Below are 21,737 nucleotides of genomic sequence, written 5' to 3'. Positions count from 1 at the left end.
AGCATTTTTGCCATGGGAGCCAACTGACATGGACCGTCTGACACGCATTTTGGCCGCACTGACCCGCTGGGGTCTGGGCCTGTGCGCGTTGGCTTTGGTGATGATGGCGCTTTACGTCAGTCTCGGTCGCGAGCTGGCGCCGCTGGTGGCCGAGTACCGGGCCGAAGTCGAAACCAAAGCCGGTGCTGCCCTGGGCATGCCGCTGCATATCGGTGAGCTGGAAGGCAACTGGAGTGGCTTCGCGCCGATTTTGCTGGCTCACGACGTGATGGTCGGCGAGGGCGCCAATGCCCTGCGTCTGGATCAGGTGCGCGCGGTGCCGGACCTCTGGGCCAGCCTGCTGGCCCGTGAAGTGCGCATCGCTCATCTGGAACTCAACGGTCTGAAGATCAGCCTCAAGGAAGGCGAGGACGGTCATTGGGCGCTGGAAGGCTTGCCGGTGCAGCAGGATCAGCCACTGGATCCGGAACAACTGCTCAATCGCATGCAGATGGTCCAGCAGTTGTCGGTGCTCGACAGCCAAGTGACCTTGCAGCCACTGGATCACCCGCCGCTGACCTTGACCTACGTTGGCCTGAATCTGAAAACCGGCGTCTCCCGGCAACGACTCGACGCACGGCTGACCCTGCCCGACGGCCAGCCGGTCGCCATGAGCGTGCACACCCGCATTCGCGCCAGCCAGTGGCAGGACGGCGCAGCGGATGCGTACCTGAGCCTGCCGCAAAGCGACTGGTCGAAATGGCTGCCCGAACGCGTGACCCGGCAATGGAACTTCTCCGAAATCAAGGCCGGTGGCGAACTCTGGGTCAACTGGGATAAAGGCGCTCTGCAAAGCGGCGCAATCCGCTTGAACGCGCCGCAACTCAAGGGTGCGTACGCCGAGCGCAAGCCGATCCAGATCAACAACCTGGCGTTGAACGGCTACTTCCAGCGCGGCTCTGAAGGCATGCTGGTGACTGTGGATTCCCTGTCCATGAACCTGGGCGAAACCCGCTGGGAATCGCACCTGCAACTCAGACAGAGCCTGGCCACCGACAAGGCCGAAGAACTCTGGCATCTGCAAGCCGACCGCCTCGATCTAACCCCGCTGACTCCGCTGCTGAATGCCTTGGGGCCATTGCCCGAAGGCCTCGCCACCGCCGTCGAGCGGCTCAAAGTGACGGGTGGTTTGCGTAACGTGCTGGTCGACTTCCGGCCCAACGCCACCGACGACACCAAGGTCAGTTTCGCCGCCAACCTCGACCGGGTCGGCTTTGATGCCTATCACGGCGCCCCGGCAGCGCGGAATGTCAGCGGCAGCATCAGCGGTGATCTGGGGCACGGCGAACTGCGCATGGACAGCAAGGATTTTTCCCTGCACCTGGACCCGATTTTCGCCAAGCCATGGCAATACATTCAGGCCAACGCCCGTTTGACCTGGAAGCTCGACAAAGAAGGTTTCACCCTGATCGCGCCGTACCTGAAGGTGCTGGGCGAAGAGGGCAAGATTGCCGGCGACTTCCTGATCCGCCTGCATTTCGATCACACCCAGGAAGACTACATGGACCTGCGGGTCGGCCTGGTGGAAGGCGATGGCAAGTACACCGCCAAGTACCTGCCCGAAGTGCTCAGCCCGGCGCTGGACGAATGGTTGCGTACGGCGATTCTCAAGGGCGCGGTGGACGAGGGCTTCTTCCAGTATCAGGGCTCGCTGAACCATGACGCCGCCGACACCGCGCGCAGCATCAGCCTGTTCTTCAAAGTGCACGATGCCGAGCTGGCGTTCCAGCCGGGCTGGCCGCATGTCAGCAAGGTCACTGGCGACGTGTTCATCGAAGACAGTGGCGTACGGATTCTGGCCAGCAAAGGCCAGTTGCTCGACACACAAGTCAGCGATGTTTACGTCAATATTCCCCACGCGCCCGCCGGGCAAAACCCTCACCTGTTGCTCGATGGCGCTTTCGCGGGCGGGTTGGGCGATGGCCTGAAAATTCTCCAGGAGGCGCCGATCGGCACTGCCGCCACCTTCGCCGGATGGGAAGGCGAGGGCGAGCTGAAGGGCAAGCTGAAACTGGATATTCCGCTGGCCAAAGGCGAACAGCCGAATATCCTCGTCGACTTCAAGACCGCCAAGGCGCGCTTGAAACTGGCCGAGCCAGTCCTTGAGCTGACTCAGTTGAAGGGCGATTTCCGCTTCGACAGCACCAAAGGTTTGAGTGGGCAGAACATCACCGCTCGTGCCTTTGACAAACCGGTCAGCGCACAGATTTTCGCCGATGGCAGTCCAGGCGACATCAAGACGCGCGTCACCGCTTCCGGCCAGGTCGAGGTCAAAAAGCTGACTGATTGGCTGAGTGTCACGCAGCCGTTGCCGGTCTCTGGTTTGATCCCGTATCAGTTGCAACTGAACCTGGATGGCGCAGACAGCCAGTTGATGGTCAATTCCAACCTCAAAGGCGTGGCCGTCGATTTACCGGCGCCGTTCGGCATGGCGGCCGATGTGGGGCGCGACACGACATTCCGCATGACCCTGCAAGGGCCGGAACGGCGTTACTGGGTCAAGTACGGCGAATTGGCCAGCTTCACGTTTGCAGCGCCGGCCGGCAGTTTTGCCGATGGTCGAGGTGAACTGTTCCTCGGTGGTGGCGATGCAGTATTGCCAGGCGGCAAAGGCCTGCGGGTGCGCGGCGTGTTGTCGGAGCTGGATGTCGGCCCGTGGAAGGATCTGGTGGACAAGTATGCCGGCCAGGATCCGGGCGGCAGCGCCAAGCAGTTGCTCAGCGGTGCGGATTTCAAGGTCGGCAAGCTCAGCGGCATCGGTACCACGCTTGATCATGCCTCGGTGCAGTTGACCCGCAAGCCGAGTGCGTGGGCCCTGCAACTCGACAGTCAACAGGTCAAGGGCACCGCCGGTATCCCCGATGCGAAAGCCGCGCCGATTGCGATCAATCTGCAATACGTGCGTTTGCCGGCACCGGACCCAACGGTTCTGGCCGATGAAAATTCGCCGGATCCATTGGCTTCCGTGGATCCGACGAAGATCCCGGCGCTGGATATCACCATCAATCAGCTGTTCCAGGGGCAGGATCTGGTCGGGGGCTGGTCGCTGAAAGTGCGTCCGACCGCCAAAGGCATCGCGCTCAATGCGCTGGATCTGGGCCTCAAGGGCATTCTGTTGCAGGGCAGCGGTGGCTGGGAAGGCACGCCCGGTGCTTCCACCAGTTGGTACAAGGGCCGGGTCAGCGGCAAGAATCTGGCGGATGTGCTGAAAGGCTGGGGCTTTGCGCCCAGTGTCACCAGCGAAGAGTTTCATATGGATGTCGACGGTCGCTGGCCCGGTTCACCGGCCTGGTTGGCCACCAAGCGTTTCTCCGGGACGCTTGATGCGTCGCTGAATAAAGGCCAGTTCGTTGAAGTCGAGGGTGGCGCTCAGGCGTTGCGGGTATTTGGCCTGCTCAACTTCAACTCCATCGGCCGGCGCTTGCGGCTGGACTTCTCCGATCTGTTTGGCAAAGGCTTGAGTTACGACCGGGTCAAAGGCCTGCTGGTCGGGACCAACGGCGTTTACGTGACCCGTGAGCCGATTCTGCTGACCGGTCCGTCGAGCAATATCGAGCTCAATGGCACGTTGGACCTGGTGGGTGATCAGATCGATGCGAAGCTGCTGGTGACCTTGCCGGTTACCAACAACCTGCCGATTGCCGCGCTGATTGTCGGTGCACCGGCCATCGGCGGGGCGCTGTTCCTGATCGACAAGCTGATCGGTGACCGCGTGGCACGTTTCGCCAGCGTGAAGTACACCGTCAAAGGCCCGTGGAAAGAGCCGAAAATCACCTTCGACAAACCTTTTTGACGCGAGCCGATGGAGTAGCATGGCCGTAGAGAAATTTGACTGTAGGAGCGAGCCTGCTCGCGATGGACGTCAACGATAACGCGTACATTCTGGATAACCGCGTTGTCATTAAGTCCATCGCGAGCAGGCTCGCTCCTACAGGGAATCTGTCGATTTCGGTATAGGAAAGCACCATGTCTTTTGCGGTGATTCAAATGGTCAGCCAGAGCGATGTGCTGGCCAATCTGGCCCAGGCCCGTCGGCTGCTCGAACAAGCGGCCATCGGGGGCGCAAAGCTTGCCGTGCTGCCGGAAAACTTCGCCGCCATGGGCCGACGCGACATCGCTGACATCGGCCGCGCCGAGGCGTTGGGCGAAGGTCCGATCCTGCCCTGGTTGAAACAGACCGCCCGCGACCTCAAGTTATGGATAGTGGCCGGCACATTGCCGTTGCCGCCGGCGGATCAGCCGACGGCGAAAGTGCATGCCTGCTCGTTGCTGGTCAATGATCAGGGCGAGACGGTGGCACGCTACGACAAGCTGCATTTGTTCGACGTGGACGTGGCGGACAACCGTGGGCGTTACCGTGAATCCGATGACTATGCTTATGGCAGTGGCGTGGTGGTCGCGGACACGCCCGTCGGTCGAGTCGGCCTGACGGTGTGTTACGACCTGCGCTTCCCTGAGTTGTACAGCGAATTACGTGCCGCCGGCGCAGAGTTGATTACTGCGCCGTCGGCCTTTACCGCGGTGACCGGCGCGGCGCATTGGGATGTGCTGATTCGTGCGCGGGCCATCGAGACCCAGTGTTACGTGCTCGCGGCTGCCCAGGGTGGAACGCATCCGGGGCCGCGAGAAACCTGGGGCCATGCCGCAATTGTCGACCCGTGGGGTCGAGTGCTGGCGCAACAGGATCAAGGCGAGGCCGTGCTGCTGGCCGAATGCGATAGCAGCGAACAGGCGTCCATCCGGGCGCGGATGCCGGTGTCCAGTCACCGGCGCTTTTTCTCGCAGGGCGCCCGGCGACCTGCCTCAGAACGATGAATTTAAGGCGTAAAGCATATGAGCGAGTTGTTGTCCTCAGTCAGTGAAAACCTCCTGGCGCCCGGCGGCGTCACCATCGAAAGCCTGCAAGGTGTGCTCGGCGATCTGGCCGGCCCGGGCATCGATGCCGCCGACCTGTATTTCCAGGGGCAGATTTCCGAGTCCTGGGCGCTGGAAGACGGCATCGTCAAGGAAGGCAGTTTCAACCTCGACCAGGGCGTTGGCGTGCGCGCGCAATCGGGTGAGAAAACCGGTTTTGCCTACAGCAATGCCATTACCCTCGAAGCCCTTGGCGCTGCGGCCCGTGCTGCGCGCTCGATCTCCCGCGCCGGGCAGAACGGCACGGTGCAGGCCTTCACCACTCAGGACGTCGCCCAGTTGTACGGGCCGGACAACCCGCTGGAAGTGCTGACCCGTGCCGAAAAAGTCGAGTTGCTCAAGCGTATCGACGTGGCGACGCGCGCCCTCGACCCGCGTATTCAGCAAGTCACGGTGAGCATGGCCGGCGTCTGGGAGCGCATTCTTGTCGCTTCGACCGACGGCAGCCTGGCGGCGGATGTGCGGCCGCTGGTGCGCTTCAACGTCAGCGTCATCGTCGAGCAGAACGGTCGCCGCGAACGCGGTGGCCATGGTGGTGGCGGTCGGACCGATTACCGTTATTTCCTCGCCGAAGACCGTGCCATGGGTTACGCCCGCGAAGCATTGCGTCAGGCACTGGTCAATCTTGAAGCCATTCCGGCGCCGGCCGGTACGTTGCCGGTGGTGTTGGGTTCGGGCTGGTCCGGCGTGTTGCTGCACGAAGCGGTCGGCCATGGTCTGGAAGGCGATTTCAACCGCAAGGGCAGCTCGGCTTACAGCGGCCGTATGGGCGAGATGGTTGCGTCCAAGCTCTGCACCATCGTCGATGATGGCACGCTGGCTGGTCGTCGCGGTTCGTTGAGTGTCGACGACGAAGGCACCCCGACCGAATGCACCACGCTGATCGAAAACGGCGTACTCAAAGGCTACATGCAGGACAAGCTCAACGCGCGCCTGATGGGTGTCGCCCGCACCGGCAACGGTCGCCGTGAATCCTACGCGCACCTGCCAATGCCACGCATGACCAATACCTACATGCTGGCGGGCGAAAGCGATCCGGCGGAAATCATCGCCTCGGTGAAGCGCGGCATCTACTGCGCCAACCTTGGCGGCGGCCAGGTGGACATCACCAGCGGCAAGTTCGTGTTCTCCACCAGCGAGGCGTACCTGATCGAAGACGGCAAGATTACAGCGCCGGTCAAAGGCGCGACGTTGATCGGCAACGGGCCTGAAGCGATGAGCAAGGTGTCGATGGTCGGTAATGACCTGTCGCTGGACAGCGGCGTGGGCACGTGTGGCAAGGATGGGCAGTCGGTGCCGGTGGGTGTCGGCCAGCCAACGCTGAAAATCGATGCGATCACTGTGGGTGGTACAGGATCGTAAGGGATGGAGCTTCGGGTGGGCCGCGTGGCGGCTCACCCGAGAAGAGATTCAACGCAGACCGCGTTGAGTCTCGTCCAGCTCACGGATGTACTTGAAGATTTTACGGCTCGATGCCGGTGGCTTGTTGGTCGCCAGTTCGTGCTGGGCCTGACGGATCAGGGAGCGCAACTGCTGACGATCAGCCTCCGGGTAGTCGAGCACGAACTTCTCCAGGACTGCATCGTCGCCCGCGATCAAGCGATCGCGCCAGCGTTCCAGGCCATGGAAACGTTCGTTGTACTGCCGGGTGGAGGCATCGAGTTGATCGAGCAAAGTCAGAATGGCGTCAGTGTCCTGATCGCGCATCAGTTTGCCGATGAACATAAGGTGCCGTTTACGCGCGATATTCGCGGTGTGCTTGGGCGCATCGGCCAGAGCCCGGCGCATAGCGTCGGTCAATGGCAGCTTTGCCAGCAAGTCAGGCTTGAGCGTTGTAAGGCGTTCGCCGAGGTCAACCAGAGCATGCAGCTCGCGTTTAACCTGGGATTTGCTTTTTTCTCCCGTATCGAGGGAGTCGTCGTAAGAATCAACCATGGTGGCCGTCCGCAAAGAAACGCCGCCATGATAACCAGTCGGGGGCCGCTTGTCCGGCCCGGTCGCTCGAAGGCCTTTACCGAAAGCAGAATTTGAGTGGAGAACAGCATGAGTGCAGTTGAAAGCGTCGGCCCACAAGCGTTGCCGGCACTGCAAGAACAAGTCGAGCAGATCATCGCTGAAGCCAAGCGTCAGGGCGCCAGTGCCTGTGAAGTGGCGGTGTCCCTGGAGCAGGGCCTGTCCACATCGGTGCGTCAGCGCGAGGTCGAAACCGTCGAATTCAACCGCGATCAGGGCTTTGGCATCACCTTGTACGTCGGGCAGCGCAAGGGCTCGGCCAGCACGTCGGCCAGCGGTCCTGAAGCGATTCGTGAAACCGTCGCTGCGGCGCTGGCCATCGCTAAACACACCTCCGAAGACGAAGCCGCCGGCCTGGCGGATGCCGCGCTGATGGCCAAGGATCTTCAGGATTTCGACCTGTTCCATCAATGGGACATCACACCGGAACAAGCCATCGAGATGGCCCTGAGCTGTGAAGCCGCAGCATTTGCCACCGACAGCCGGATCAAGAACGCCGACGGCACCACCCTCAGCACGCATCAGGGCTGCCGCGTTTACGGCAACAGCCACGGTTTTATCGGCGGTTATGCATCGACTCGTCATAGCTTGAGCTGCGTCATGATCGCCGAAGCCGACGGCCAGATGCAGCGTGATTACTGGTACGACGTGAATCGCCAAGGCAACTTGCTGGCCGACCCGGCGAGCATCGGCCAGCGTGCCGCGCAACGGGCGGCGAGCCGACTGGGCGCGCGTCCGGTGCCGACCTGTGAAGTGCCGGTATTGTTTTCGGCTGAGCTGGCCGGTGGCTTGTTCGGCAGTTTCCTTTCGGCGATTTCCGGCGGCAGTCTGTATCGCAAATCGTCGTTCCTTGAAGGCACCTTGGGTCAGAAGCTGTTCCCGGAATGGCTGACCATCGATGAGCGTCCGCATTTGATGCGTGCAATGGGCAGCTCGGCGTTTGACGGCGATGGTCTGGCGACCTACGCCAAACCGTTCGTCGAAAAAGGCGAGTTGGTGTCCTACATCCTCGGCACCTATTCCGGTCGCAAACTCGGCATGCCGAGCACGGCCAACGCCGGCGGCGTGCACAACCTGTTCGTTACCCATGGCGATGAAGATCAGGCGGCATTGCTGCGCCGCATGGGCCGTGGCTTGCTGGTCACCGAGCTGATGGGCCAGGGCCTGAACATGGTCACGGGTGATTACTCCCGTGGCGCGGCGGGTTACTGGGTCGAGAACGGCGAAATCCAGTTTGCCGTCCAGGAAGTGACCATCGCCGGCAACATGCGCGACATGTTCAAACAGATCGTTGCGGTGGGTAACGACCTGGAATTGCGCAGCAACATTCGCACGGGTTCGGTGCTGATTGAACGTATGACAGTCGCAGGCAGCTAACCCCCACCGTTGCACAAAAGGCGCGCCACCCATCGGGTAGCGCGCCTTTTTTATGCCTGTAAAACACACATGTAGGAACCGGCTTGCTGGCGATTGCGGTCAATCAGTCGACATCGATGTTGAATGCCAGATTGCAATCGCCAGCAAGCCGGCTCCTACAAGGGACCATACTCTGAGCTTGTGTTGGTTCTCATTATCATCTAATAATAAATCTCATTACCGAATGAGCCCCGGATCATGAGTTCTGCCTTGCACGAGCAGCCTTACCTCGAAAGCTGGCGCTGGATGAGCCGCCAGATCCGTTGCGGGATGGACCCTGACGAGCCGCGCCTGATCGAACACTACCTGGCCGAAGGCCGGTATCTGGCGTGTTGCACGGCGACTTCACCCTGGACCATCGCTGAAACCTCTTTCCGTTTATTGCTCGACACCGCCGCCGATGTCGCGCTGCCCTGGCACTGGCGAACGTATTGCCTGGACCAGGCGTGGCGCCCGTTGCGCGAACTAGAACGCCTCTCCCTCTGCAAGTGCCGCCTCAAGCGCTGGCAAAGCTACACCTGGCAACTGGCGACCTGCGAGTTGCAGCCTTCGATTCCTCTCATAGAACTGGTGCAAGGATTTTCTGATGAACAAGACTCGTATTGAGCGCGACAGCATGGGCGAGCTACAAGTCCCGGTGGATGCCCTCTACGGCGCACAGACCCAGCGTGCGGTGAATAACTTCCCGATCAGCGGCAAACCGATGCCGGAGCAGTTCATCCGTGCACTGATCCTGGCCAAGGCTGCCGCCGCCCGCGCCAACGTCGAACTCAAGCAGATCAGCGAATCCCAGGGCAATGCCATCGTCGAAGCGGCGTTGGGGTTGCTCAAGGACGACTTCATGCAGCACTTCCCGGTGGATATCTTCCAGACCGGTTCCGGCACCAGTTCCAACATGAACGCCAACGAAGTGATTGCCACGCTGGCGAGCCGACTGCTTGGCGAGCCGGTGAACCCCAACGATCACGTCAACTGCGGGCAGAGCAGCAACGACATCATCCCGACCACCATCCACGTCAGCGCTGCGCTGGCATTGCATGAGCAATTGCTGCCGGCATTGGTGCGCCTGGTGCAGGTGATCGAGCAAAAGGCTGAGGAGGTTCACCACCACGTCAAAACCGGTCGCACTCACTTGATGGATGCGATGCCGGTGCGCATGAGCCAGGTGCTCAACGGTTGGGCGCAACAGCTGAAAGCCAACATCGGCCATCTGCAGGATCTGCTGCCGAGCCTGCAATCCCTGGCTCAGGGTGGCACGGCGGTGGGCACCGGCATCAATGCGCACCCTGAATTTGCCAGGCTTTTCAGCCAGCAGCTGAGCAAATTGACTCAGGTGCAATTCACGCCGGGCACCGATCTGTTTGCACTGATCGGCTCCCAGGACACCGCCGTCGCGGTCTCCGGGCAGTTGAAAACCACCGCTGTCTCGCTGATGAAAATCGCCAACGACCTGCGCTGGATGAACTCCGGCCCGCTGGCCGGCCTCGGTGAAATCGAACTCGAAGCCTTGCAGCCGGGCTCGTCGATCATGCCCGGCAAGGTCAACCCGGTGATCCCGGAAGCCACCGCGATGGTCGCCGCCCAAGTGATAGGCAATGACACGGTGATCACCATCGCCGGCCAGTCGGGCAATTTCGAGCTGAACGTGATGCTGCCGATCATCGCCCAGAACCTGCTGAGTAGCATCGAATTGCTGGCCAACTCCAGCCACCTCTTGGGTGAAAAGGCTATCGGCAGTTTCAAGGTCAACGAAGCCAGGCTCAAGGAAGCGCTGTCGCGCAACCCGATTCTGGTCACGGCACTCAACCCGATCATTGGTTACCAAAAAGCTGCGGAGATCGCCAAGAAGGCTTATCAGCAGGGCCGGCCGGTGATCGATGTCGCTCTGGAGCACACCGAACTGTCGCGCAGCCAACTGGAAGAGTTGCTCAATCCGGAAAAGCTCACCGCAGGCGGCGTGTAATCACCGCAACCGCTTTGGAGGCTCACCATGGAGCACTGGAAACGCACGATCGAAAGGGCAAACCGTTGTTTCATGCTGGGCGAATACGTCGATGCCCGCGAGGCTTACTTGCAGGCATTGGCCCTGGCCCAGGTGTTGTTCGAGCGCTGGGCGGATGCCGACGAAGCGGTGGCGGCCTGCGTCATTTCCCATCACAACCTGGCGGACCTGCATTTGCGTCTGAACCAGCCGGAGGAGAGCGCCGAATACCTGTGCGCCATCCACCAGCGCTTGTTGAAGACCATGCAGGACTCGCGACTGGCGCCCGCATTGCGTGAAGCCGCACTGCGTCAGAGCAGCAAAACCTACGTCGAACTGCTGAATTTCATCAGCGAGCATGGCGAATACCCGCGCACTCATCGTTTGCTGCACATCGATGCCGCGTCGCCCCCTGCGTCTCTACATCATGGAGTCCACTGAAATGGCTTTTAGCTTGCCTGCCTTGCCGTACGCCTACGATGCCCTGGAACCGCACATCGATGCGCAGACCATGGAAATCCACTACACCAAGCATCACCAGACTTACATCAATAACCTCAACGCTGCCGTCGAAGGCACCGAGTTCGCCGAGTGGCCGGTGGAAAAGCTGGTGGCAGCAGTCCAGCAACTGCCGGAAAAGCTCCGCGCGGCGGTGATCAATCAGGGCGGCGGTCACGCCAACCACTCGCTGTTCTGGGAAGTGATGGTGCCCAACGGCGGCGGTCAGCCGGACGGTGAATTGGCCAAGGCCATCGAAGACCAGTTGGGCGGTCTCGACCGTTTCAAGGAAGCCTTCACCAAAGCCGCACTGACCCGTTTCGGCAGTGGCTGGGCCTGGTTGAGTGTGACGCCGCAAAAGACGCTGGTCGTTGAAAGCAGCGGCAACCAGGACAGTCCTTTGATGAACGGCAATACGCCGATTCTGGGGCTGGATGTCTGGGAGCATGCCTATTACCTGCAGTATCAAAACCGCCGGCCGGAATACATCAACGCTTTTTACAACGTGATCAATTGGCCCGAAGTCGCTGCGCGCTATCAGGCTGCACTGGTTTAAGTCTTCTATAAAAACAATCCTGGGCAGACTATGGGCACTGAAACACTGGCGATCGGAAGTGGACGACTGTTTCGTTACGCGTTTGGGTCGCTGTTACTACTGGCGGGCGTGAGCCTGTTGGTTGCGCATGGGCTTGCGTGGCTGGACCTTGAGCCGAAACTGCTGCGTGCGTTGCAGGGCGGGGCAATTTGCGCCTTGGGCACGGCTCTGGGTGCGGTGCCGGTGCTGGTGATTCGACGCATGCCCCAGGCGGTCAGCGATACGCTGCTCGGCTTCGGTGCCGGGGTGATGCTCGCGGCGACGGCGTTTTCGCTGATCGTGCCGGGCATTGCCGCTGCTGAAAGCCTGGGGCTGACACCTTGGGCGGCCAGCGGTCTGATCAGTTTCGGCATCATGCTTGGCGCGTTCGGGCTGTATCTGGTGGATCGAAAGGTTTCCGGCGCTTCACCGGAAATGCTCGTCGGCACACTGGAGCGGCCGGTCATTCCGCCACGGATCTGGTTGTTCGTGTTTGCCATCATCGCCCACAACATTCCCGAAGGCATGGCGGTCGGTGTCTCGGCGGGTGGCGGCATGCCCGACGCCGACAGCCTGGCCATGGGCATCGCCTTGCAGGATGTGCCAGAAGGATTGGTCATTGCGTTGGTGTTGGCCGGAGCAGGGATGTCGCGGGTCAAGGCGTTCCTGATCGGGGCGGCATCAGGCTTGGTCGAGCCGGTCTTCGCACTGTTGTGCGCCTGGCTGGTAAGCCTGGCCGAGCTGTTGTTGCCGTTGGGCCTGGCGCTCGCGGCCGGGGCCATGTTGCTGGTGGTCACGCACGAAGTCATTCCCGAGTCGCGCCGCCATGGTCGCGACAAGCTGGCCAGCCTTGGGCTGCTGATCGGGTTTTGTTTGATGATGGTGATGGATACAGCGCTCGCCTAGGCGAGCGTTATTCGCCTTCGTCGAAGTAACGGTTGATCAAGTCTGTCAGCGCATCTAGCGCTTTTTGCTCGTCTTCGCCTTCGGTGCTGATATAGATTTTGGTGCCTTTGCCTGCAGCGAGCATCATCATTGCCATGATGCTTTTGCCGTCGACCGTTGATTCCGGCGTTCGTCCGACTCTGATCGTGCAGTCTTTGAACTCGCCGGCGACACCAACGAATTTGGCGGAAGCGCGGGCATGCAGGCCCAGCTTGTTGATGATTTCGATTTCCAGAGCAGGCATCGCGATGTGAATCCTTTAGCTGAGGTCGCGGTGGCGGACCTGGACGTTCTTCAGGGTTTTTTGCAGGGCCTGACCCAGACGTTCGGTCAGATAGACGGAGCGGTGGTGCCCGCCGGTGCAGCCGATGGCAATGGTGACATAAGCGCGGTTGCTGGCGGCAAAGCGCGGCAACCATTTGAGCAGGTACGTGGAAATGTCCTGGAACATCTCTTCGACGTCCGGCTGGGCGGCCAGGTATGTGGCAACCGGTTCATCAAGCCCGGACTGATCGCGTAGCTCGGGCTTCCAATAGGGGTTCGGCAGGCAGCGCACGTCGAACACCAGATCGGCGTCCACCGGCATGCCGCGCTTGAATCCGAACGACTCCACCAAAAACGCTGTGCCGGGTTCCGGCTGGTTCAGCAGGCGCAACTTGATGGTATCGCGCAGCTGGTACAGGTTCAGGTTGGTGGTGATGACCTTGAGATCGGCGAGGTCGGCAATCGGCCCCAGAAGGCTGGTTTCATCGTTGATCGCCTCGGCCAGCGAGCGGTTGGCGCTGCTCAGCGGGTGACGACGGCGAGTTTCCGAAAAACGCTTAAGCAAGGTTTCTTCGTCGGCGTCCAGGTACAGGACGTCGCACTGGATATGCCGGCTGCGAACTTCTTCGAGCAGTTCCGGAAACCGGCTCAGGTGGCTCGGCAGGTTGCGCGCGTCAATGGACACGGCAACCAGCGGTTGCGCCAGTTCGGTGTGGATCAGCGCGCGTTCAGCCAGTTCCGGCAACAACCCGGCGGGCAGGTTGTCGATGCAGTAATAGCCGTTGTCCTCGAGAACATCGAGCGCGGTGCTTTTACCTGAGCCGGAACGGCCACTGACGATGATCAAGCGCATGATTAGTGCCCGTTTTGCTCGTCCAGGACAACCTGATACAAGGCTTCATTGCTCGGGGCGCTACGCAGGCGATCGCGGACTTCCTTGCGATCGAGCATGCTGGCGATCTGACGGAGCAATTCAAGGTGCGCATCGGTAGCGGCTTCGGGGACCAGCAAGACGAACAGCAGGTCAACCGGAGCACCGTCGATGGCGTCGAAATCGATAGGGGCGTCCAGGTGCATCAAGGCGCTGATGGGCGAGGTGCAACCTTTCAGCCGACAGTGAGGGATAGCGATGCCGTTACCAAAACCGGTCGAACCGAGTTTTTCACGGGCAATCAACGCCTCGAAGACATCTTGCATCTCCAGATCCGGCACTTCCCGGGCGATCAGGTTGGCAATTTGCTCGAGGGCTTTCTTTTTGCTGCCGCCCGGCACGTTCACGAGGGAACGGCCGGGGGTCAGGATGCTTTCAAGTCGGATCATGGGTTGGGAGTGTTAACGACCGGTCGCGCCCTGGAGGAGGCTCTGGGTCTTTTCCTTATGCTTTTTGAGTTGTTTATCCAGCTTGTCGGTCAATGCGTCGATCGCCGCGTACATATCGGTATGTTCCGCGTTGGCGACCACTTCATTGCCGGGAATATGCAGCGTGGCTTCGATTTTCTGCTTCAGCTTTTCGACCGTCATCGTGACCTGCACGTTGGTGATCTTGTCGAAATGCCTCTCTAACCGTTCGAGTTTTTCGCCGATGTAGGTGCGAAGAGGTTCGGTCACTTCCAGTTGGTGTCCACTGATGTTGACTTGCATACAGCTTCTCCTTCGTTGCCAGTGCATAAAGCGGTAGACCAGATGATCTACCACTGGAACGCTGTGGCGTGGCTCTACATCAACCGCTTGCGTTCGCTCGAAGGCGCGATCCCGAGGGATTCGCGGTACTTGGCGACGGTGCGGCGAGCCACCTGAATGCCTTGTGCCTCCAGTAAACCAGCGATCTTGCTGTCACTCAACGGCTTTTTCTGATTTTCCGCGGCAACCAGTTTTTTGATGATCGCGCGGATCGCCGTGGACGAGCATTCACCGCCTTCGGAGGTGCTGACGTGGCTGGAGAAAAAGTATTTCAGCTCATATATGCCCCGGGGGGTATGCATGAATTTTTGTGTCGTTACGCGGGAAATCGTCGACTCGTGCATGCCCACCGCTTCGGCGATGTCATGCAGCACCAGCGGTTTCATCGCTTCGTCGCCGTATTCCAGAAAACCGCGCTGATGCTCGACGATCTGGGTGGCAACTTTCATCAGGGTTTCGTTGCGGCTTTGCAGGCTCTTGATGAACCAGCGGGCCTCTTGCAACTGATTACGCATGAAGGTGTTGTCGGCACTGGTGTCGGCGCGGCGAACAAAACCGGCGTATTGGGCGTTGACCCGCAACCGTGGCACCGATTCCTGGTTCAGCTCGACCAGCCAGCGCTCGTTGTCCTTGCGCACGATCACGTCGGGGACGACGTACTCGGCTTCGCTGGATTCGATCTGCGAGCCAGGGCGCGGGTTGAGGCTCTGAACCAGTTCGATCACCTGGCGCAGTTCATCTTCCTTGAGCTTCATGCGGCGCATCAGCTGGCTGTAGTCGCGGCTGCCGAGCAGGTCGATGTAATCGGTGACCAGGCGCTTGGCCTCGGCCAGCCAAGGTGTCTTGGCTGGAAGCTGGCGCAATTGCAGCAGCAGGCATTCACCCAGGTTGCGGGCGCCGATGCCGGCGGGTTCGAATTGCTGGATGCGATGCAGGACGGCTTCGATTTCGTCCAGTTCGATGTCGAGTTCCGGATCGAAGGCTTCGAGGATTTCCTCGAGGGTTTCGTCCAGGTAGCCCTGATTGTTGATGCAATCGATCAGGGTCACGGCGATCAGGCGATCGGTGTCGGACATCGGCGCCAGGTTCAGTTGCCACAACAGGTGGCTTTGCAGGCTCTCACCGGCGGATGTACGGGTAGTAAAATCCCACTCGTCGTCATCGTTGCTCGGCAGGCTGCTGGCGCTGGTCTGGTAGACGTCTTCCCAGGCGGTGTCGACGGGCAGTTCGTTGGGAATGCGCTCGTTCCAGTCACCTTCCTCGAGGTTGTCCACCGTCGGGGCGGTTTCCTGATAGGAGGGTTCTGAAACGTCGGCGTTGGGTTGCTGTTCGGCTTTGTCGGCCAAGGGGTCGGCGTTATCGAAGTCGTCGCCTTCTTCCTGGCGTTCGAGCATCGGATTGGACTCCAGGGCCTCCTGGATTTCCTGTTGCAGGTCCAGGGTCGACAATTGGAGCAGGCGGATGGCCTGTTGCAGCTGCGGTGTCATCGTCAGCTGCTGGCCCATTCTCAAGACTAGCGATGGTTTCATGGCAGGGGCTAAACACCTTATTCGCCGGCGCACATGCGCCATCCACTACAGGGCGCCGAAGCGCCAAACATAAGCAAATTATATGCCCGAAACCGTAGCGTTTGCCTAGAGCGCTGTAACAATAAAAAAGTATTGATTTTTTATCGAGACAAGCGCTCGGACAGCCAGCCAGACACCTCAGCGCTTACAGGCGGAACTCATGGCCCAGATAGACTTCTTTCACGAGGTCGTTGGCCAGGATGGTGGCCGAATCACCTTCGGCGATCAATTGGCCATCGTTGACGATGTAGGCGGTTTCGCAGATATCCAGCGTTTCACGGACGTTGTGGTCGGTGATCAGCACGCCAATGCCCTTGGCCTTGAGGTGGTAGATGATCTGTTTGATGTCGCCCACCGAAATCGGGTCCACGCCGGCGAACGGTTCGTCGAGGAGGATGAATTTCGGGTTGGTGGCCAGTGCCCGGGCGATTTCCACACGGCGGCGTTCGCCACCGGACAGGCTCATGCCGAGGTTGTCGCGGATGTGGCTGATGTGGAATTCCTGCAGCAGGCTTTCCAGTTCCTTGCGACGACCGGCCTTGTCGAGTTCCTTGCGGGTCTCGAGGATCGCCATGATGTTGTCGGCGACCGATAGTTTGCGGAAGATCGACGCTTCTTGCGGAAGATAGCCGATACCTGCCTTCGCACGACCGTGCATCGGCTGGTGGCTGACGTCCAGATCATCGATCAGTACGCGACCCTGATCGGCCTGAACCAGGCCGACAATCATGTAGAAGCAGGTGGTTTTGCCGGCGCCGTTAGGGCCAAGCAGGCCGACGATCTGACCGCTGTCGATAGACAGGCTGACGTCGCGCACGACCTGACGGCTCTTGTAGCTCTTGGCCAAATGCTGAGCTTTCAGAGTTGCCATTACGGGGCCTTTTGCTCGTCGGTTTTCTTTTTCGGCTGGATCACCATGTCGATACGCGGACGCGACTCGGTCACATTGGTGCCCGTGGCTCGGCCTGCGCTGGCAAGCTTTTTGTTGGTGTCGTAGACGATTTTCTCGCCTTGGGTGACGTTGCCGTCTTTATCGACAACTTTGGCGCGATCAATCAGCACGACGCGGTCTTGCGAGGCGTGATACTGGATGGTGACGCCCCAGCCCTGAACCGGCTTGGTGTCACCAGCGGTTTGGATCTGCTCGAAGTAGGCGAGGTTGCCCACCGAGGTCACCACGTCGATGTCGCCGTTAGGTTTGCGGGTCATGGTCACAGTATTGCCGGTGACCTTCATTGAGCCCTGAGTGATGATCACGTCACCTTTATAGGTGGCAACGCCATTCTTGTCGTCCAGTTGGGCGTCGTCGGCCTGAATGCGGATAGGCTGATCTCTATCGGTCGGCAGAGCCCAGGCGCTCACGCTTCCCAGTGCTGCGCTCAGACCGAGCAAAATAGGGAGAGTTTTAACGAGCCTCATACTGTCCTCTTACGTTCGATAGCAGGTGTATCCTGCTTTCTTTCAAATACGCTTTCATTCCCTTGCCAGTCGATACACCGCCAGCGCCGTCGATTCTAACGGGTTGCTCGGTCTGCGCATATTGCTGTTGCGGGAACACGGTCATGCGGGTGGTGGTAATCAGGGTCTTGCGGTTTTTCTCGTCGAAGCGCGTGATGCGCACCGAGTCAATCAGTTCGACCTGAGTGCCGTCCGGGTTGACCTCGCCGTGTTCGCTCTGGACGTGCCAGGGGAACTCGGTGCCGCGGAACATGTTCAGGTCCGGGTTGGTCAACAGCGTCACTTCGGTCGCCTTCAGGTGTTCAACCTTGTCGGACGTCATTTCGTATTGCAGTTTGCCATCCGGCAGGTACTGGACGCTGTGCGCGTTGATCGCGTAGTAGTCGATCGCGCTTTCATCGACCGTTACCACTGGCTTGTCGAGGAAGCGTTCCGGGCTGATGTTCCAGTAGCCAACCGCAGCAAATATCGCTGCGATGCAACCGAACATCAGGAAGTTGCGAAATTTCTTGCTCAGCATAGTTGGCTCACAGGTACGCGGCGTTGGCCGCATCGAGGCGGCCCTGGGCGCGCAGGATCAATTCGCAGAATTCGCGAGCGGCACCCTCGCCACCACGGGCCTGGGTGATGCCGTGGGCGTGTTCACGCACAAAACTGGCGGCATTGGCCACCGCCATACCCAGGCCAACGCGGCGAATCACCGGCAGGTCTGGCAGGTCGTCGCCGAGGTAGGCGACTTGTTCGTAGCTTAGGTTGAGCTGGGCGAGAAGCTCGTCAAGCACCACCAGTTTATCTTCACGGCCCTGATAAAGGTGGGGAATGCCGAGGTTCTTCGCTCGTCGCTCGACCACCGGGGTCTTGCGGCCGCTGATGATAGCCGTCTGCACGCCCGCTGCCATCAACATCTTGATGCCCTGGCCGTCGAGTGTATTGAATGTCTTGAATTCGCTGCCGTCTTCAAGGAAGTACAGGCGTCCGTCGGTCAGGACGCCGTCGACGTCGAATACCGCCAGTTTGATCTGTTTGCCGCGTTGCAGCAGGTCCGTGCTCATTACATTACTCCCGCACGCAGCAAGTCGTGCATGTTCAAGGCGCCGACCGGGCGGTCTTCGCTATCGACCACGACCAGCGCGTTGATTTTATGGTCTTCCATGATTTTCAGGGCCTCGGCCGCAAGCATTTCGGCGCGGGCGGTCTTGCCGTGAGCGGTCATGACCTGGTCGATCGTCGCGCTGTGGATGTCGATGCTGCGATCCAGGGTGCGGCGCAAATCGCCGTCGGTGAAGATCCCGGCGAGTTTGCCGTCGGCTTCCAGGATCACGGTCATGCCCAGACCCTTGCGGGTCATTTCCATCAGCGCGTCCTTGAGCAGGGTGCCGCGCTGGACTTGCGGCAGCTCCTGCCCGGCGTGCATGACGTTTTCCACTTTCAACAGCAGGCGTCGGCCCAGCGCACCACCGGGGTGGGAAAAAGCGAAGTCTTCAGCGGTAAAGCCGCGGGCTTCCAGCAGCGCAACGGCCAGGGCGTCGCCCATGACCAGCGCCGCGGTGGTCGATGAGGTCGGTGCCAGGTTCAGCGGGCAGGCTTCATGCTCGACGTGTACGTTGAGGTTGACCTCGGCCGCCTTGGCCAGCGGTGAGTCGGGGTTGCCGGTCACGCTGATCAGTTTGATGCCCAGGCGCTTGATCAGCGGCAGCAGGGTCACGATTTCGTTGGTGGAGCCGGAGTTCGACAGGGCCAGGATGATGTCGTCGCGGGTGATCATGCCCATGTCGCCGTGACTGGCTTCGGCCGGGTGCACGAAAAACGCGGTGGTGCCGGTGCTGGCCAGGGTGGCCGCGATCTTGTTGCCGATGTGCCCTGATTTGCCCATGCCGACCACGACCACGCGGCCTTTGCTGGCCAGAATCATCTCGCAAGCGCGTACGAAATCTGCGTCGATGTGGGGCAGCAAGCCTTCTACGGCTTCCAGTTCGAGGCGGATGGTGCGTTGTGCTGATTGAATCAGGTCGCTGGATTGGCTCATGTCAGAAATCGTATAGCCTGATGAAAAGGCGGCGATTATAGCGGTAATGATCGAAACCCTCACGCAAGTTCGTCGCGCTTTGTCATTCCCGGTTACCGAAACCCACTGAGTGAAAGCTTTTTGCCTGTCATGTTGCTGAACATGGCCCGGCTTGGCGCTTGGGCGCTTGGCCTTTGCAGTGATATAGTTCGCCGCCAGTTCGGCATGCCCAGGAGGTATGTGCTTTCGTCAGAAAGTCAGGCGTCCGAGTGAGAGGCTGCATCGCAAGGAGTTTAGATGAGTGCCGATAACGCCTACGCGGTCGAGCTGAAGGGACTGACCTTCAAGCGCGGTGCGCGCAGCATTTTCAATAACGTCGATATCCGTATTCCACGCGGCAAGGTCACCGGCATCATGGGGCCTTCCGGGTGTGGCAAGACCACATTGCTGCGTTTGATGGGCGCACAGCTGCGTCCCACCAAGGGCGAAGTCTGGGTCAACGGTCAAAACCTGCCGAAGCTGTCGCGCAGCGATTTGTTCGACGCGCGCAAGCACATGGGTGTGCTGTTTCAGAGCGGCGCACTGTTTACCGATCTCGATGTGTTCGAGAACGTCGCCTTTCCGCTTCGCGTTCATACCGAGCTTCCGGAAGAAATGATCCGGGACATCGTCCTGCTCAAATTACAGGCCGTGGGCCTGCGTGGCGCCATCGACCTGATGCCCGAGGAACTGTCCGGCGGCATGAAGCGCCGTGTGGCGCTGGCCCGGGCAATTGCTCTCGATCCGCAGATTCTCATGTATGACGAACCCTTCGTCGGTCAGGACCCGATCGCCATGGGCGTCCTGGTGCGCCTGATCCGCCTGCTCAACGACGCGCTGGGCATCACCAGCATCGTGGTCTCCCACGATCTGGCCGAGACGGCGAGCATCGCCGACTACATCTATGTGGTGGGCGAAGGCCAGGTGTTGGGGCAGGGCACGCCCGAGGAACTGATGAACTCGCAGGAGCCGCGAATTCGCCAATTCATGACCGGCGAACCCGACGGCCCGGTGGCGTACCACTTTCCAGCGACGGATTACCGCGCAGATCTTCTGGGGAAGCGTTGATGCGCAAGATTTCACTATTGGAGCGCGTGCGCCGGTTCGGCCACTCCGGCATCGATGTGCTGGCGGTGTTCGGCCGTTCGACGATCTTCCTGTTTCATGCCTTGCTCGGCCGCGGCGGTATCGGCGGCGGGTTCGGGTTGCTGATCAAGCAATTGCATTCGGTGGGCGTGATGTCCCTGGTGATCATCGTGGTCTCCGGGGTGTTCATCGGCATGGTGCTGGCGCTGCAGGGGTTCAACATCCTGTCCAGCTATGGTTCGGAGCAGGCGGTCGGGCAGATGGTTGCGCTGACGTTGCTGCGTGAACTGGGCCCCGTGGTCACGGCGTTGTTGTTCGCCGGGCGCGCCGGTTCGGCCCTGACGGCTGAAATCGGCAACATGAAGTCCACCGAGCAGTTGTCCAGTCTGGAAATGATTGGTGTCGACCCGCTCAAGTACATCATTGCCCCGCGCCTGTGGGCCGGCTTCATTTCCCTGCCAGTGCTGGCGATGATTTTCAGCGTGGTGGGTATCTGGGGCGGTTCGTGGGTGGCCGTCGACTGGCTGGGTGTCTATGAAGGTTCCTACTGGTCGAACATGCAAAACAGCGTGACCTTTGCCGACGATGTGCTGAACGGCATCATCAAAAGCATTGTCTTCGCTTTTGTCGTGACCTGGATCGCCGTATTCCAAGGCTATGACTGCGAGCCCACATCCGAGGGGATCAGTCGTGCCACTACCAAGACCGTTGTGTACGCCTCGTTGGCGGTACTCGGCCTGGACTTTATTCTGACCGCCTTGATGTTTGGAGATTTCTGATGCAAAACCGCACCCTGGAAATCGGTGTCGGCCTTTTCTTGCTGGCTGGCATCCTGGCTTTGCTGTTGCTGGCGTTGCGGGTGAGTGGCCTGTCCCCGACCGCAACCAACGATACTTATAAACTTTATGCGTATTTCGACAATATCGCCGGTTTGACGGTCAGAGCTAAAGTGACCATGGCCGGTGTGACCATCGGCAAGGTCACGGCGATCGATCTGGACCGCGACAGTTTCACCGGTCGAGTGACGATGCAGCTGGAAAAGCGCGTAGATAACCTGCCGAATGACTCCACTGCATCTATCCTGACTGCTGGTCTGTTGGGCGAGAAGTACATCGGTATCAGCGTGGGCGGCGAAGAAGCCCTGCTCAAGGATGGTGGAACCATCCACGACACTCAGTCGTCGCTGGTGCTTGAGGACCTGATCGGTAAATTCCTGCTCAATACCGTTAGTAAAGACGCCAAATGAGGAGCTTTTGA

Annotated in this window: 23 protein-coding genes; 12 read left to right on the top strand and 11 right to left on the bottom strand. The window is 60.0% G+C overall.

What is annotated here, in order from left to right; genetic code table 11:
• Nucleotides 1–28 precede the first annotated feature (28 nt).
• From ACYZUC_RS15935 to tldD, 3 genes are all read left to right on the top strand, one after another.
• Entirely contained in the window at nt 29–3,832 is a 3,804-nt protein-coding gene (locus ACYZUC_RS15935) for a YhdP family protein (RefSeq protein WP_461989221.1), read from the top strand.
• Nucleotides 3,833–4,005: 173 nt separating this feature from the next.
• Complete coding sequence (locus tag ACYZUC_RS15930; RefSeq protein ID WP_461989219.1) at nt 4,006–4,854, top strand: carbon-nitrogen hydrolase family protein; 849 nt, start codon at nt 4,006–4,008, stop codon at nt 4,852–4,854.
• Between the two features lie 18 nt (nt 4,855–4,872).
• Nucleotides 4,873–6,315: a metalloprotease TldD gene (tldD, locus tag ACYZUC_RS15925; RefSeq protein WP_461989217.1), complete on the top strand. Its 1,443-nt coding sequence runs from the start codon at nt 4,873–4,875 to the stop codon at nt 6,313–6,315.
• 48 nt (nt 6,316–6,363) lie between these two features.
• Here the strand turns inward: tldD and yjgA are convergent, their stop codons facing one another.
• On the bottom strand, nt 6,364–6,888 hold the full coding sequence (yjgA, locus tag ACYZUC_RS15920; protein ID WP_007901505.1) for a ribosome biogenesis factor YjgA: 525 nt from the start codon (nt 6,886–6,888) through the stop codon (nt 6,364–6,366).
• Between the two features lie 108 nt (nt 6,889–6,996).
• Here yjgA and pmbA point away from each other — a divergent pair, with 108 nt between their 5' ends.
• The 6 genes from pmbA to ACYZUC_RS15890 all read left to right on the top strand — a co-directional run bounded on the left by pmbA (nt 6,997) and on the right by ACYZUC_RS15890 (nt 12,341).
• Nucleotides 6,997–8,343 carry a metalloprotease PmbA gene (gene pmbA / locus ACYZUC_RS15915; protein ID WP_008026894.1) on the top strand — a complete coding sequence of 449 codons (1,347 nt, stop codon included), beginning with the start codon at nt 6,997–6,999 and terminating at the stop codon, nt 8,341–8,343.
• 237 nt (nt 8,344–8,580) lie between these two features.
• Nucleotides 8,581–8,988, top strand: a complete 408-nt coding sequence (locus ACYZUC_RS15910) for a FagA protein (protein WP_461989215.1) — start codon at nt 8,581–8,583, stop codon at nt 8,986–8,988.
• Nucleotides 8,969–10,345 (top strand): class II fumarate hydratase, encoded by a 1,377-nt coding sequence (locus tag ACYZUC_RS15905; RefSeq protein ID WP_461989213.1) that lies wholly within the window; start codon nt 8,969–8,971, stop codon nt 10,343–10,345. Before ACYZUC_RS15910 ends, ACYZUC_RS15905 begins: the two co-directional genes overlap by 20 nt.
• Before the next feature lie 27 nt (nt 10,346–10,372).
• Entirely contained in the window at nt 10,373–10,804 is a 432-nt protein-coding gene (locus tag ACYZUC_RS15900) for a hypothetical protein (RefSeq protein WP_461989211.1), read from the top strand.
• A 1-nt stretch (nt 10,805) separates the two neighbouring features.
• The gene (locus tag ACYZUC_RS15895) at nt 10,806–11,417 is read left to right on the top strand and encodes a superoxide dismutase (protein ID WP_008026904.1); all 612 of its coding nucleotides are present in this window, start codon (nt 10,806–10,808) and stop codon (nt 11,415–11,417) included.
• A 30-nt stretch (nt 11,418–11,447) separates the two neighbouring features.
• Nucleotides 11,448–12,341 (top strand): ZIP family metal transporter, encoded by an 894-nt coding sequence (locus ACYZUC_RS15890; RefSeq protein ID WP_461989208.1) that lies wholly within the window; start codon nt 11,448–11,450, stop codon nt 12,339–12,341.
• Between the two features lie 7 nt (nt 12,342–12,348).
• Here ACYZUC_RS15890 and ACYZUC_RS15885 read toward each other — a convergent pair whose 3' ends face one another.
• The 10 genes from ACYZUC_RS15885 to ACYZUC_RS15840 form a co-directional block, all read right to left on the bottom strand.
• Complete coding sequence (locus tag ACYZUC_RS15885; RefSeq protein ID WP_392885318.1) at nt 12,349–12,624, bottom strand: HPr family phosphocarrier protein; 276 nt, start codon at nt 12,622–12,624, stop codon at nt 12,349–12,351.
• A gap of 15 nt (nt 12,625–12,639) precedes the next feature.
• Nucleotides 12,640–13,497, bottom strand: a complete 858-nt coding sequence (gene rapZ, locus ACYZUC_RS15880; protein WP_008026911.1) for an RNase adapter RapZ — start codon at nt 13,495–13,497, stop codon at nt 12,640–12,642.
• 2 nt (nt 13,498–13,499) lie between these two features.
• Nucleotides 13,500–13,964, bottom strand: coding sequence for a PTS IIA-like nitrogen regulatory protein PtsN (ptsN, locus tag ACYZUC_RS15875; protein WP_008026914.1), 465 nt, complete (start codon nt 13,962–13,964; stop codon nt 13,500–13,502).
• Nucleotides 13,965–13,976: 12 nt separating this feature from the next.
• Nucleotides 13,977–14,285 (bottom strand): ribosome hibernation-promoting factor, HPF/YfiA family, encoded by a 309-nt coding sequence (hpf, locus tag ACYZUC_RS15870; RefSeq protein WP_007941242.1) that lies wholly within the window; start codon nt 14,283–14,285, stop codon nt 13,977–13,979.
• Nucleotides 14,286–14,359: 74 nt separating this feature from the next.
• A complete protein-coding gene (locus ACYZUC_RS15865; RefSeq protein ID WP_032828652.1) occupies nt 14,360–15,853 on the bottom strand; it encodes an RNA polymerase factor sigma-54 in 1,494 nt (497 codons plus the stop codon).
• Nucleotides 15,854–16,037: 184 nt separating this feature from the next.
• The gene (lptB, locus tag ACYZUC_RS15860; protein ID WP_027924532.1) at nt 16,038–16,763 is read right to left on the bottom strand and encodes an LPS export ABC transporter ATP-binding protein; all 726 of its coding nucleotides are present in this window, start codon (nt 16,761–16,763) and stop codon (nt 16,038–16,040) included.
• Entirely contained in the window at nt 16,763–17,311 is a 549-nt protein-coding gene (gene lptA, locus ACYZUC_RS15855; protein ID WP_461989204.1) for a lipopolysaccharide transport periplasmic protein LptA, read from the bottom strand. Before lptA ends, lptB begins: the two co-directional genes overlap by 1 nt.
• The gene (gene lptC, locus ACYZUC_RS15850) at nt 17,298–17,870 is read right to left on the bottom strand and encodes an LPS export ABC transporter periplasmic protein LptC (RefSeq protein ID WP_461989202.1); all 573 of its coding nucleotides are present in this window, start codon (nt 17,868–17,870) and stop codon (nt 17,298–17,300) included. Before lptC ends, lptA begins: the two co-directional genes overlap by 14 nt.
• 7 nt (nt 17,871–17,877) lie before the next feature.
• The gene (locus ACYZUC_RS15845) at nt 17,878–18,402 is read right to left on the bottom strand and encodes a KdsC family phosphatase (RefSeq protein WP_008037377.1); all 525 of its coding nucleotides are present in this window, start codon (nt 18,400–18,402) and stop codon (nt 17,878–17,880) included.
• The gene (locus ACYZUC_RS15840) at nt 18,402–19,376 is read right to left on the bottom strand and encodes a KpsF/GutQ family sugar-phosphate isomerase (protein ID WP_008026924.1); all 975 of its coding nucleotides are present in this window, start codon (nt 19,374–19,376) and stop codon (nt 18,402–18,404) included. The genes ACYZUC_RS15845 and ACYZUC_RS15840 overlap by 1 nt, the downstream gene beginning before the upstream one ends.
• 276 nt (nt 19,377–19,652) lie before the next feature.
• Here ACYZUC_RS15840 and ACYZUC_RS15835 point away from each other — a divergent pair, with 276 nt between their 5' ends.
• From ACYZUC_RS15835 to mlaD, 3 genes are read left to right on the top strand one after another with little or no spacing between them, the layout of a single operon-like run.
• A complete protein-coding gene (locus tag ACYZUC_RS15835) occupies nt 19,653–20,462 on the top strand; it encodes an ATP-binding cassette domain-containing protein (RefSeq protein ID WP_461981368.1) in 810 nt (269 codons plus the stop codon).
• Nucleotides 20,462–21,259, top strand: a complete 798-nt coding sequence (mlaE, locus tag ACYZUC_RS15830) for a lipid asymmetry maintenance ABC transporter permease subunit MlaE (RefSeq protein WP_008026928.1) — start codon at nt 20,462–20,464, stop codon at nt 21,257–21,259. Before ACYZUC_RS15835 ends, mlaE begins: the two co-directional genes overlap by 1 nt.
• Complete coding sequence (gene mlaD / locus ACYZUC_RS15825; RefSeq protein ID WP_461989199.1) at nt 21,259–21,726, top strand: outer membrane lipid asymmetry maintenance protein MlaD; 468 nt, start codon at nt 21,259–21,261, stop codon at nt 21,724–21,726. The genes mlaE and mlaD overlap by 1 nt, the downstream gene beginning before the upstream one ends.
• The last annotated feature ends 11 nt before the right edge of the window (nt 21,727–21,737 follow it).

The organism is Pseudomonas sp. GT1P32 (genome assembly GCF_054897805.1).
The sequence above is the reverse complement of the archived record's forward strand: the minus strand, read 5'-3'. Positions and strand labels throughout refer to the sequence as shown.